Raw genomic sequence first — 12,226 nt, forward strand, 5'->3', positions numbered from 1 at the left:
CATGATGGGAATTTGGATCGATACCGACATGGGCTTCGACGACATCGCCGCCATTCTGGTGGTGAAGCAGTCGGGGCTTGTAATTGATGGCGTCTCGCTGGTCTTCGGCAACACGCCGCTGCCACAGGTGAAGGTGAACGCATCAGGCGCCGCACAGGCCTTCGGCTGGACATTCCCGATCCACAGCGGCCGCGCCAATCCAGTGATCGGCAAGATCGAGACGGCCCAGGCTATCCTCGGCGATACCGGCATTCCCACAGCGGGCCGCACCCTGCCGCAAGGCTTGGCGCTGGCCGATAGCGACGCTTTCCTCGCCCTCTGCCGCTGGCTCGAAACGGATGGCCCGCACCGCATCCTGGCGCTTGGCCCGCTGACCAATATCGCAGCAATCGCTCTCGCCCGGCCCGATCTCGCCGCCCGCATCACCGAACTGACCTGGATGGGCGGCGGAGTCACGATTGGCAATCATACGGCATCCGCAGAGTTCAACGCGCTTGCCGATCCGGAAGCGCTGGCGATCGTCATCAGCCACGGCCTGCCGCTGAAGATGGTCGATCTCGACCTCTGCCGCAAAGTGCTGGCAAGGCCCGACGATATCGACCCGATCCGCAACGCCGGCGGCGCCAATGCCGAACTGATCGCCGACATGCTCGCGGGTTACGTCAATATCGGCATCAGCCGCGGTCGCGCCGCGATGGCGATCTACGATCCCTCTGCCGCCGTCGCTTTCGCCGCCCCCGAACTCGTCACCTTCCGCGCCGCCCGCATCGATGTCGAGCTCGCCGGCCAGTTCACCCGTGGCCGCACCGTCGTCGAGACGCGCGCAACCCATGCCGCGCCCAATGCCGAATTTGCTGTCGAGATCGATACCGAGGCAGCACGCAGACTGATCCTCGGCGCGCTCGAAAGCGAGGCCGGCAAATGAGCTTTCCATCACGCAGCGAGCCCGCCGATCTCAACGATCCGCAACTGCGCGCCCGCGCCGTGGCCGCCGCCCGCGGCGATGCGCCCTTCGATATCCTGATAACAGGCGGCAAGCTGCTCGATACCGTCACCGGCCTGATCCGCGAGGCGGATATCGGCCTGACCGGCTCGCTGATATCGAGCGTGCACGCTCCGAAAAGCCGCAGCGATGCCGCCGAAATCATCGACGCATCTGGCACCATCATCACCCCCGGCCTGATCGACACGCATATGCATGTCGAAAGCTCGATGGTGACGCCCGCCGAATATGCCCGTGCCGTGCTGCCGCGCGGCGTCACCACGATCCTCTGGGATCCCCACGAATTCGGCAATGTCCACGGCCTCGACGGCGTGCGCTGGGCGATCGAGGCATCCGCCGGTCTGCCGCTCCGCATGATCCTGCTCGCCCCATCCTGCGTGCCCTCGGCACCCGGCCTGGAGCGCGCCGGGGCTGATTTCGATGCCTCCGTCATCACCGAGATGCTGCGTTCACCTGCGATCGGCGGCGTCGCCGAAGTCATGAACATGCGCGGTGTCATCGACGGCGACCCGCGCATGACCGAGATCGTCAATGCCGGGCTCGCCTCCGGCAAGCTCGTCTGCGGCCATGCCCGCGGGCTCGAAGGCGCCGATCTCAACGCCTTCATGGCCGCAGGCATCACCTCCGACCACGAACTGACCTCCGGCGCCGACCTGTTGCAAAAACTCGCGGCAGGCATGACCATCGAGCTACGCGGTTCGCACGACCATCTGCTCTCCGAATTCGTCGAAGCCCTGAACGCGATCGGCCATCTGCCGCCGACAGTGACGCTCTGCACCGATGACGTCTTCCCCGACGAACTGCTTGACGGCGGCGGCCTCGACGACGTGATCCGCCGCCTGGTGCGCTACGGCATGCGCCCGGAATGGGCGCTCCGCGCCGCCACCTTCAACGCTGCCCAGCGCCTGAAGCGCAGCGATCTCGGCCTAATCGCCGCGGGACGCCGTGCCGATATCGTGCTTTTCGAGGATCTGACCGGCTTCAGGGCGCGCCAGGTCATCGTCGATGGCCGCACCATCGCGCAGGATGGCGCAATGACAGCGGCGCTGAAGCCGCTCGACACCGCGCCACTCACCAATTCCGTCAAACTCCCTCGCCTCAGCGAAGATGACTTCAAGGTCCGCTCCGAGGGGACGCGTGTGCGCGTCGCCACCATCGACCGGCCGCGCTTCACGCAATGGGGCGAGGCCGAAACGTCAGTTGAAAACGGTTTCGTCGTGCCGCCCGCAGGCAGCACCATGATCTCGGTCGCCCACCGCCACGGACTGGCGGACGGCCACCCGCGTACAGGCTTCCTCACCGGCTGGGGCGAATGGCGCGGCGCCTTCTGCACCACCGTTTCGCATGACAGCCACAACCTGACGGTCTTCGGCGGCAACACTGCGGATATGGCGGCGGCGGCGAATGCGGTGATCGCAGCAGGCGGCGGCATGGCCGTTGCGAAGGATGGCGTCATCCTGGCGCTGCTGCCGCTGCCGCTCTCAGGCCTCGTGAGCGAAGCGCCGCTTGCCGAGACGGCGCGGGGCTTTCGCGATATCCGCGAGGCGATGGAAGAGATCGTCACGTGGCAGCCGCCCTACCTCGTCTTCAAGGCCTGCTTCGGGGCGACGCTTGCCTGCAACATCGGTCCGCATCAGACGGATATGGGGATTGCGGATGTGCTGACGGGGACGGCGCTGGAGACGCCAGTAATGGAGATATTGTCGTAGGGATCGCTTAGAGGATGTAGCCCCCTCATCCGACCCTTCGGGCCACCTTCTCCCGAAGCCGCGAACGTCGAAGCTTCTAGATTTGGAGCGAGGCAGAGCCACACGTCCCTTCTCCCTCGGGGAGAAGGTGCCCGAAAGGGCGGATGAGGGGCCACGGGCGCAACCTAAGCCGCCAACTCCCGCTCCACCAGCCTCACCCAATAAGCCGCACCATACCCAAGCGCTCCGTCGTTGAAATCATAAGCCGTATTGTGATGCAGCGCCCCGTCGACAGCCGGGCCGTTCCCGAGCCAGACGTAACACCCCGGCGCATTCTGCCCGAAAAACGCAAAGTCATCACCCGCCGTCGACGGCGGAAAGCTGGTGCGGACCTTTGCCCCGAATACCTCACCCGCGGCACCCAGCGCCCGCGCCGTCACGTCGGCATCGTTGACGACAGGCGGAATGCGCCGTTCGAATTGATAGTCCGCCGCAATGCCGAACATCTGAGCGGTACCCTGCGCCAACCGGCCGATCTCTTCTTCCAGCTGGTCACGCACTTCAGGCGAATAGGCGCGCGCCGTGCCGCCGATCTCGACGATATCAGGAATGACGTTCAGCGCCTTCGGATCACCCGCCTGCAGCGAACAGGCGCTGACGACAGCCGGCTGCAGCGGATCGACGACGCGGCCGACGATGGTCTGCAGCGAGGCGATAAAGGTGCCGGCAGCGGTGATCGGGTCGCGGCCGAGATGCGGCTTGGCGCCATGCGTGCCGGTGCCGCGAAAGCTGACGCGCCAGCTGTCGGAGGAGGCCAACTGCGGCCCCTCGACCACGGCGATCTCGTCGGTGGCGAGGCCGGGCATATTGTGCAGACCGTAGACGGCATCACAGGGGAACAGATCGAACAGCCCCTCCTCGACCATGCGTTTCGCGCCACCCCGGCCCTCCTCGGCCGGCTGGAAGATGAAATGCACGGCGCCGGAAAAGCCCTTGGTTTCCGCCAGATACCGGGCGGCGCCGAGCAGCATCGCCGTATGCCCGTCATGGCCGCAGGCATGCATCTTGCCCGGCACCGTCGATTTGTAGGAGCGATCCGCCATCTCGGGCATCGCCAGCGCATCCATATCTGCCCTGAGGCCAATGGCACGCGTGCCGTTGCCGACCTGCAGCGTGCCGACGACCCCCGTCATCCCCAGTCCGCGATGCACCTTGATGCCGGCCTCTTCCAGCAGTCTCGCAACGATGCCGCTTGTGCGCTCCTCCTCGAAGCCGAGCTCCGGATGGGCGTGCAGGTCGCGGCGAAGCGAGGTGAGAAAAGGCAGATCGTCGATGATCCCTGCGGGAATGGTCATGAGCCGGGATGTCCTTGCATGCGAAAACGGGCGCCAGACCGGCGCCCGCTTCATGGATCCTTTGTTCAACAAAGGAGCGGTGAGTTCAACCCCTCACGTTTCCTCGACGAACACCTCTTCGCGCTTCTTCTTGACGCTCGGCAGGAAGACGATGATCAGCACGGCGAGCGCGATGGCGAGCAGCACGGCGCTGATCGGACGCGTCACGAAGGTCGTCGGATCGCCGCGCGACAGGATCATCGCCCGCCGCAAGTTCTCTTCCAGCAGCGGCCCGAGCACGAAGCCGAGCAGGAGCGGCGCCGGCTCGCAGCGCAGCTTCGCCAGCACGTAGCCGATGAGGCCGAAGAAGGCGACAGCATAGAGGTCGTAGACATTGGCGTTGACGCTGTAGACCCCGATCGAGCAGAAGGCCATGATGACGGGGAAGAGCACATAGTAGGGCACCGTCAGCAGCTTCACCCACAGGCCGATCAGCGGCAGATTGAGGATGACCAGCATCAGGTTGCCGATCCACATCGAGGCGATGATGCCCCAGAACAGCGCCGGCTGTTCGGTCGCGACATTCGGACCGGGGACGATCCCCTGGATGATCATCGCGCCGACCATCAGCGCCATGACCGGGTTGGCCGGGATCCCGAGCGTCAAGAGCGGGATGAACGAGGTCTGAGCGCCCGCATTATTCGCCGACTCGGGACCGGCAACACCGGCCACCGCTCCATGGCCGAATTCTTCCGGGTTCTTCGACGTGCGCTTCTCCACCGTATAGGAGGCGAAGGACGCGAGAATGGCACCGCCGCCGGGCAGGATGCCGAGCGCCGAGCCGATCGCCGTGCCACGAATGACGGGCGCGATCATCTGCTTGAACTCGCTCTTCGACGGCAGCAATCCGGAGACTTTTGCCATCAGCACCGTCCGGGTCTTCTCGCCTTCGAGATTGCGCAGGATTTCGGCGATGCCGAAGACGCCGACCGCGAGCGCCACGAAATTCAGCCCATCGGCATATTCGCGGATGCCAAGGGTGAAGCGCGGCGTCCCGGTATAGATGTCGGTGCCGACGAGCCCGAGCAGCAGCCCGAGCGCCACCATCGCCAGCGCCTTGATGATCGAGCCATGCGCCAGCGCGATCGACGACACCAGGCCGACGATCATCAGCGAGAAATATTCAGGCGCGCCGAATTTCAGCGCGATCTCGGTCAGCGGTGGCGCGAAGATGGCGACGAGGAAGGTCGAGACCGTGCCTGCGAAGAACGAGCCAAGTGCGGCGATCGCAAGTGCCGCCCCCGCCCTGCCCTTACGGGCCATCTGATAGCCGTCGATCGCCGTCACCGCCGAGGATGACTCGCCCGGCATGTTGATCAGGATCGCCGTCGTCGAGCCGCCATACTGCGCGCCGTAATAGATACCGGCAAGCATGATTAGCGAGGAGACCGGCTCCAACTGGAAGGTGATCGGCAGCAGCATGGCGATCGTCGCCGTGGCGCCGATGCCGGGCAGCACGCCGATCAGCGTGCCGAGCAAAACGCCGATCAGGCAGAAGAGCAGATTTGCCGGCGTTGCTGCCGTGGCGAAACCGAGGGCGAGATTGTTGAAAAGTTCCATGTCTCTCTCCTCAGAACCTGGTCCACGGACCGAAGCGCTCGAACGGCAGGCCGAGGCCATAGCTGAACACCGCGACCGAGAAGACCGTGAGGCCCAGCGACAGGATCAGCGCGTAGAAGACATTCATCTTCTCCGACGCGAAGCAGGCGATGAAGGCCGTGAGAAACAGCGAGGGCGCAAAGCCCAGCCCACGAACCGTCAGGCCGAAGATGACAGGTGCCGGCAGAATGAAGAGCATGCCGCGCCAGGCAAACGGGTCGATCGGTTCACCCTCGACGCGGAGCGCCTGGAAGAAGACGATCCCGCCAAGGATGACGAGCACCCCTGAGAGCACCAGCGGAAAATAGCCCGGCCCCATGCGCAACGCCGTGCCGAGTTCCAGCGTGAAGGACTGATAGGCGAAGAATGCGCCGGTCGCGACGAGCAGCGCGCCGCAGATCGCATTGGTGGTGTCGAATCTGACAGATTTCATGGTGTCTCCGTGGGGTTGGAGAGAACTGTGGGTGGAGCCCCTCATCCCCGGCGCAACGCGTTGCGCCTGAAACTGACGGGCACCTTCTCCCCGCCGGGGAGAAGGAAAACCGCGTCCCCTCTCCCCAGCGGGGAGAGGGTTAGGGTGAGGGCCACAAGCTCTGGGCTTGCGACGACCACTCAGTCAGCGTATTCGCCCGCAGCCTCGATCACCGGCTTCCAGCGGGTGATTTCGCTCTCGAGCTTTGCCTTCAGAGCCGCAGGCGTCGCATCGGCATCCGGCGACGGCACGGTGCCGAGTTCGGCGAAGCGCGCGGCGACATTGCTGTCCTTCAGCGCCACCTGCAGTGCCTTCGACAGACGCTCGTTGACGTCAGCAGGCGTGCCCTTCGGCGTGTAGATGCCGTGCCAGATACCGACTTCGAAGCCCGGCAGGCCGCCTTCGACGGCGGTCGGAACATCCTTCAGGACATCGAGACGCTTCGGCGAAGTGACGGCATAGGCCTTGATCGTGCCGCCCTGGATCTGCTTGGTGGTGTTGGTGGTCTGGTCGCACATGATATCGACCTGGCCGCCGAGAAGATCGGTCATCGCAGGACCGGTGCCCTTGTAGGGAACGGTCGTCAGCGGTGTCTGGATGGCACTCATGAACATCATGCCGCAGAGATGCGAGGCCGCACCGATGCCGGCGTTGGCATAGGTGACCTTGTCCTTGTTCGCCTTGACGTATTCGACCAGACCCTTGAGATCGGTCGGCTCGAAATCCTTGCGGGCGACGATCGTCATCGGCACGTCGGTGACGAGGCCGACGTAGTCGAAGGCATTGAGCGTGTCATAGGCAAGCTTGCGGTAGAGCGTCGCCGATGTCGCCATGCCGATATGGTGGAGCAGGATGGTGTAGCCATCAGCATCGGCAGCCGCGACGCGTCCGGCGCCGAGCGTACCGCCGGCGCCGCCGACATTTTCGACGACGATCTGCTGTCCCAAATCCTTCGACATGGATTCGGCAACGAGGCGCGCGACTGTGTCCGTCGGGCCACCGGCCGCGAACGGCACGACCATGGTGATGGTGCGTTCAGGATAGCCCTGCGCCGAAGCGCCGGTTGCAAGAAGAGAGACGGCGGCAGCGGCCGTCATGCCAAGCATGGCCTTGAAGAGTTTCATCGTTTTCCTCCCTGATGAAAACAGGCTGTCCATCGGCGCTTCCCGTGCGCCAGCGGAATGCGGCCATTAACAGGCGGTAAACAAGCCCCGGCAATCGTCAGGCGCCACCGTCAGACAGAGATTTCGCCTGCGTGCGCTGCACCATGGGTCGATTTGGAAACAAAGGTCGAAGACGATGGGTGGAAATCCACCCATTTGGACTATTCGGAAACGAGCATCTTCTTATCGAGCCCATATTTCTGCATCTTTTCGTACAGCGTCTTGCGGGAAATCTGCAGCGACTCATAGACGGGCTTGAGGCTTCCGCCATGCGCGACAAGCGCCGTGGCAATCACCCCGCGCTCGAATTCGGCGACGCGATCAGCAAGCCCGGACACCTCGCCATTCGGCCGCTCGCCGCCATCGAGGCCGAGGACCAAGCGATCCGCTGCGTTGCGCAGTTCGCGCACATTGCCCGGCCAGTCGCGCTGGGCGATATCGGAGATCAGGTCAGGCGAAACCGGCAGATCGTCGCGCCCATAGCGCGCCGCCGCCTCTCGTACCAACTGGAGAAACAGCAGCGGAATATCCGCCCGCCGCTGCGTCAGCGCCGGCACATGCAGGGTCGCGACATTCAGCCGGTAGAAGAGATCGGCGCGGAAGCGGCCGGCGGCGACCTCGGCTTCCAGATCGACCTTGCTGGTTGCGATGAAGCGGACGTCGAGCGGCACGATCTCGTTGGAGCCGAGCCGCGAGATCACCCGCTCCTGCAGCACCCTGAGAAACTTCGCCTGCAGATCGAAGGGCATCGAGCCGATCTCGTCGAGCAGGATCGTCCCGCCGCGGCCATGCTCGAACTTGCCGTAGCGCGGACGCACGGCGCCGGGAAAGGCGCCCGCCTCGTGGCCGAAAAGCTCGCTCTCGATGAGGTTCGCAGGCAAGGCCGCGCAATTGATGGCGATGAAAGGGCGGCTGGCCCGGGCGCTGATATCATGAAGCGCCCGCGCCACCACTTCCTTGCCTGCCCCTGTCTCGCCGACAATAAGCGTATCGGCGTCGCTCGCCCCGATCGCGCGGATGCGATAGCGCAGATCGACCATCACCTGCGTTCGCCCCGGCAGCCGCGATTCGATGTCATCGCGCTTTCCGGCAACGGCCTTCAGCAGCCGGTTTTCGAGGACAAGACTGCGGCGCTCCAGGGCGCGCTTGATGACACCCGCCAGCATCTGCGGCGTGAACGGCTTCTCGATGAAATCATAGGCGCCTTCGCGCATCGCCTTCACCGCCAGCTGCACATCGCCATGGCCGGTAACGAGTATCACAGGCACTTCCGCATCGATCTCGCGGATCCGGTTCATCAGCGTCATGCCGTCGGTGCCGGGCATGCGGATATCGCTGACGACGACGCCGGGGAAACTGTAACCGATCAGCTCGAGCACATGGTCGGCATTCGAAAAGGTCTCGACATTGAAGCCGGAGAGCTCCAGCGCTTGCGCCGTCGAACGGCGCAACTCCTCCTCGTCATCCACGAGCAGGATCTTGGTATCGGTCATTCCGCAGCCTCCGGCATGGCGCCCGCCGCCGATTGCAGTTCGATGCGGAACTCGGCGCCGCCATCGGGGTGATTTTCCACCGTCAGGCTGCCGCCGAAATCCTTGATAATGTTGTAGGAGATGGAAAGACCGAGCCCCAGCCCCTTGCCGACGCCCTTGGTGGTGAAGAACGGATCGAAGATGCGCTCGGCGATCGCCGCCGGCACGCCAGGCCCGAAGTCGCGCACCGTCAGCACCACCTTGCCGGCACCTTCGAAAGCGCTGACCTCGATCCGCCGGTCGTTGAGGCCTTCCACGGCATCCGCCGCATTCGAGATAACGTTGACCAGCACCTGCTGCAGACGCACCGAACCTGCCCGAACGACCGGCGGATGCAGGCCAAGATCGAGCTGCAGATCGGCATCGGCCGCCTTCAGCCGCCAGGCGACGATCTCCAGCGTATCGCGGATCGCCTCGTCGAGCGGCACCGGCCCGAGCTTCTCGTTCGGCTTGCGGGCGAAATTGCGAAGATGCTTGCTGATCGCCGCCATCCGGTCGATCAACCCGCCGATACGGCGGATATTGTCCTGCGCCTCGGTGTTTCGTCCGCGGTCGAGCAGCACGGCGGCGCTATCCGTATAGGTCTTGGCGGCCGCCAGGGGCTGGTTGAATTCGTGCGACAATGCTGCCGACATCTGGCCGAGCCCGGCAAGCTTGCCCGCCTGGATCAGATCGGCCTGCGTCTGCCGCAGCTGCTGCTCCGTCAGGCGCCGCTCGGCGATCTCTTCCTCGATGCGGCTGTTGACCCGGGCGAGATCGGCGGTGCGCTCCTCGACGCGCCGTTCCAGCTGGTTGCGGGCGTCGGCCTGAAGCTGCATGCGTTCATTGAGCCGCATCCGGCGCTGGCGCAGAACGGCAAAGGCGAGACCGGCAATGCAGAGCATCAGGAAACCGGCGACCAGCGCCGTGCGCGCCTGCGCCCGGACGGAGCCGGTGTCGAGCAGAACGTTCACCGTCCAGTCTTCGGCCTGCATATATTGCGAGAGCACCAGATATTCCTTCTGCGCGCCCTCCTCGATCATCGTCATCAGATCATGCTCTGCGAACCGGCTGCGGCCGAGCGGCAGTGCCGTCAGCGCCGCGTTGGCATAGCGCCGGGAGGCCTCGGTCCGCTGCATGCGATCCGCCGTCAGCGGCAGGATGCTGTTGTAGAGCCAGGCCGGCTTGCCGGACATGAAGATGATGCCTTCAGGATCGGAGACGAAGATGCGGTACTCGCCACTTGTCCAGGAAGACTCGATCATGTCGATATCCACCTTGAAGACGATGACGCCGCGGATGTCATCGCCGGCCCTGATCGGTGATCCGAAATAATAACCGCGCTTCAGCGAGGTCGTCCCCAGTGCGTAGAAACGCGACTGCTTTCCGGCAATCGCCTCCTGGAAATACGGGCGATAGCTGAAATTCTCGCCGATGAAGCTTCCCGGCATATCGAAATTGCTGGCCGCGATCGTCTCGCCGTCAGGCTTGATCACATAGATATCGGAGGACTTGAGGAGATGGTTGATCTCCTTGAGATAGAGGTTCGCGGCGTCCCGAAGATCCTTGTCGTCGGGATGTGTGACCAGTTCCTTGATGTCGTCGTGATCAGCAATCAGCGCCGGCAGCGCCTCGTAGCGGTTCAGGTGACCGCTGAGGGCGGAGACGGCCAGCCTCAGCGCCGTACCAGCCTGCGCCGAGGCCTCGCCCATATAGGCGCGCGTCGCCAGCGATCCGCCGTAATAGAAGAAGGCGAAAACGACGAAAGGCACTGAAAACAGCGCAAATATAAGCCTATGCCTCTGAGACAGCGGCGGCTCCTCCCATTTTGCCTCCCTCCCCAGGAAGGCAACCCCGACCGCCCGATTGTACTGACCGGCGCCGCGAATTCCAAGAGGCCAGCGGCATGGCCAAGGCGATCACCCTGCCCTTGACACTCCGGGCCCGGAATTGTCCTATCGGCCGACTGTGATGGGAGACCGCGATGACCGACGAACAGGCGCCTGTTGACAGCAAGCTCACCACGTCCAAGCGCCGCTGGGCAGCGGAAGGCAAGTTCCTGACAGGGCGAATTGCCCGGCCGGATACCGAGCGTTTGCCGCCCGGCCAGCATCTGGTGAAGAACTGGCCCGTGCTCGATCTCGGCGAGCAGCCGGCGATATCGCTGGATGATTGGAAGCTCGAGCTGCGCGGTCTCGTAGAGACACCGCTCGCGCTGACATGGCCTGATTTCCAGTCGATGCAGCAGAGCACCCATGTCAGCGACATCCATTGCGTGACGACCTGGTCGCGCTACGACAACCGCTGGGAAGGCGTTTCGACCCGCGATCTGCTGGATGCGGCCATGCCGAAGGCCGAAGCCGGTTACGTCATGCTGACGAGCTATGACGGCTACACCACCAATCTGCCGCTGGCGGATTTCGCCGCCGAAGACGCGATCCTGGCGACCGCCTGGGAGGGGCAGCCGCTGACGGTTGATCACGGCGGCCCGATGCGGCTGGTCGTGCCGCATCTCTATTTCTGGAAGAGCGCCAAATGGCTGCGCCGCATCGACCTGATGCCGTCAGACAGGGCGGGCTTCTGGGAAATGAACGGCTATCACATGCTCGGCGACCCCTGGCGCGAGCAGCGCTACACCGAAGACTGAACTCGCAGCAGCCTGCGGCCGGCGAACAAGACGCCAATGATCACCGCGAAGAAACCGGTCAGCGATGCCATGCTTGCCGTGTGCAGCGGAATTTCGCTCCAGCGCGGCTTGATGACATCGGCAGTATTGAAAGCCTCGCCGCTGAACCGGCAGGTGATCAGCGACAGACCCCGGCGCACCATGTCGGCATCGGCATCCGAGATGATCGCGTCAGCCTCTCCAGCCTCGCGCGGCATCTCGCGGAGGGAAAGCAGCACCGCCTTCGTCGCCGCCAGATAGGCGTGAGCGCATTCGTTGAACGGGCTCTCCTCGTCGGTGACGCTTCCCGGCATCCGGCCCCAGAGACAGTAGGAATACTGGATCTGCGCATAGTTCAGCACACGGCGGAACGGCTCGTTGGTATCGGTGGCGGTGGACGCCAGCGCGATGATCCGGTCGCGATAGCCGGCCATGACGGCCATTTCACCATGAGAGATTTCGGGAACGGGGATGCCGCTGTGGTTTTCCGACGCGGTGCGGCTATGGGCCACGGCGCCGCCGGCCAGCAGTGCGAGCGCAGCTACAGACATCGCCGAACGAAGAAGCAGCCGTTTCATCGCAGCCCTTACCAATCCCTCATTCCTGTGCTTGTCACAGGAACCCAGTGCGTCCATGTCCATGGACGCGGGAAACTAGAGTCATTCACCGCGCCGACGCGCGGTGGCTGGATTCCTGTGACGAGCACAGGAATGAGGGAGAGTGCGGAACAC

At 64.1% G+C, this 12,226-nt stretch carries 10 protein-coding genes; 3 read left to right on the top strand and 7 right to left on the bottom strand.

The window, feature by feature from the left end:
• Window positions 1–4: 4 nt before the first annotated feature.
• Window positions 5–925 carry a nucleoside hydrolase gene (locus AC1DNK_RS08740; protein WP_477940922.1) on the top strand — a complete coding sequence of 307 codons (921 nt, stop codon included), beginning with the start codon at window positions 5–7 and terminating at the stop codon, window positions 923–925.
• Window positions 922–2,712, top strand: coding sequence for an adenine deaminase (locus AC1DNK_RS08745; RefSeq protein WP_477940498.1), 1,791 nt, complete (start codon window positions 922–924; stop codon window positions 2,710–2,712). The genes AC1DNK_RS08740 and AC1DNK_RS08745 overlap by 4 nt, the downstream gene beginning before the upstream one ends.
• 164 nt (window positions 2,713–2,876) lie before the next feature.
• Here AC1DNK_RS08745 and AC1DNK_RS08750 read toward each other — a convergent pair whose 3' ends face one another.
• The 6 genes from AC1DNK_RS08750 to AC1DNK_RS08775 form a co-directional block, all read right to left on the bottom strand.
• Complete coding sequence (locus tag AC1DNK_RS08750; protein WP_477940499.1) at window positions 2,877–4,046, bottom strand: M20 aminoacylase family protein; 1,170 nt, start codon at window positions 4,044–4,046, stop codon at window positions 2,877–2,879.
• A gap of 93 nt (window positions 4,047–4,139) precedes the next feature.
• Window positions 4,140–5,645: a tripartite tricarboxylate transporter permease gene (locus tag AC1DNK_RS08755; RefSeq protein WP_477940501.1), complete on the bottom strand. Its 1,506-nt coding sequence runs from the start codon at window positions 5,643–5,645 to the stop codon at window positions 4,140–4,142.
• Between the two features lie 10 nt (window positions 5,646–5,655).
• Window positions 5,656–6,117 (bottom strand): tripartite tricarboxylate transporter TctB family protein, encoded by a 462-nt coding sequence (locus AC1DNK_RS08760; protein ID WP_477940503.1) that lies wholly within the window; start codon window positions 6,115–6,117, stop codon window positions 5,656–5,658.
• 179 nt (window positions 6,118–6,296) lie between these two features.
• Entirely contained in the window at window positions 6,297–7,280 is a 984-nt protein-coding gene (locus AC1DNK_RS08765; protein ID WP_477940506.1) for a tripartite tricarboxylate transporter substrate-binding protein, read from the bottom strand.
• A 200-nt stretch (window positions 7,281–7,480) separates the two neighbouring features.
• Window positions 7,481–8,812: a sigma-54-dependent transcriptional regulator gene (locus AC1DNK_RS08770; RefSeq protein WP_477940508.1), complete on the bottom strand. Its 1,332-nt coding sequence runs from the start codon at window positions 8,810–8,812 to the stop codon at window positions 7,481–7,483.
• On the bottom strand, window positions 8,809–10,602 hold the full coding sequence (locus AC1DNK_RS08775) for a sensor histidine kinase (protein ID WP_477940509.1): 1,794 nt from the start codon (window positions 10,600–10,602) through the stop codon (window positions 8,809–8,811). The genes AC1DNK_RS08770 and AC1DNK_RS08775 overlap by 4 nt, the downstream gene beginning before the upstream one ends.
• A 212-nt stretch (window positions 10,603–10,814) precedes the next feature.
• Here AC1DNK_RS08775 and AC1DNK_RS08780 point away from each other — a divergent pair, with 212 nt between their 5' ends.
• Complete coding sequence (locus AC1DNK_RS08780) at window positions 10,815–11,477, top strand: sulfite oxidase-like oxidoreductase (RefSeq protein WP_477940512.1); 663 nt, start codon at window positions 10,815–10,817, stop codon at window positions 11,475–11,477.
• Here the strand turns inward: AC1DNK_RS08780 and AC1DNK_RS08785 are convergent.
• Window positions 11,462–12,073, bottom strand: coding sequence for a hypothetical protein (locus tag AC1DNK_RS08785; RefSeq protein WP_477940514.1), 612 nt, complete (start codon window positions 12,071–12,073; stop codon window positions 11,462–11,464). The two genes, AC1DNK_RS08780 and AC1DNK_RS08785, sit on opposite strands and share 16 nt — an antisense overlap.
• Between the last annotated feature and the right edge of the window lie 153 nt (window positions 12,074–12,226).

The sequence above is a fragment of the Rhizobium sp. 01N424 genome, from assembly GCF_056399485.1.

Coding starts and splice junctions, on each gene's coding strand:
- AC1DNK_RS08740 (WP_477940922.1), top strand. CDS start 5: ATGGGAATTTGGATCGATACCGACATGGGCTTCGACGACATCGCCGCC.
- AC1DNK_RS08745 (WP_477940498.1), top strand. CDS start 922: ATGAGCTTTCCATCACGCAGCGAGCCCGCCGATCTCAACGATCCGCAA.
- AC1DNK_RS08750 (WP_477940499.1), bottom strand. CDS start 4,046: ATGACCATTCCCGCAGGGATCATCGACGATCTGCCTTTTCTCACCTCG.
- AC1DNK_RS08755 (WP_477940501.1), bottom strand. CDS start 5,645: ATGGAACTTTTCAACAATCTCGCCCTCGGTTTCGCCACGGCAGCAACG.
- AC1DNK_RS08760 (WP_477940503.1), bottom strand. CDS start 6,117: ATGAAATCTGTCAGATTCGACACCACCAATGCGATCTGCGGCGCGCTG.
- AC1DNK_RS08765 (WP_477940506.1), bottom strand. CDS start 7,280: ATGAAACTCTTCAAGGCCATGCTTGGCATGACGGCCGCTGCCGCCGTC.
- AC1DNK_RS08770 (WP_477940508.1), bottom strand. CDS start 8,812: ATGACCGATACCAAGATCCTGCTCGTGGATGACGAGGAGGAGTTGCGC.
- AC1DNK_RS08780 (WP_477940512.1), top strand. CDS start 10,815: ATGACCGACGAACAGGCGCCTGTTGACAGCAAGCTCACCACGTCCAAG.
- AC1DNK_RS08785 (WP_477940514.1), bottom strand. CDS start 12,073: ATGAAACGGCTGCTTCTTCGTTCGGCGATGTCTGTAGCTGCGCTCGCA.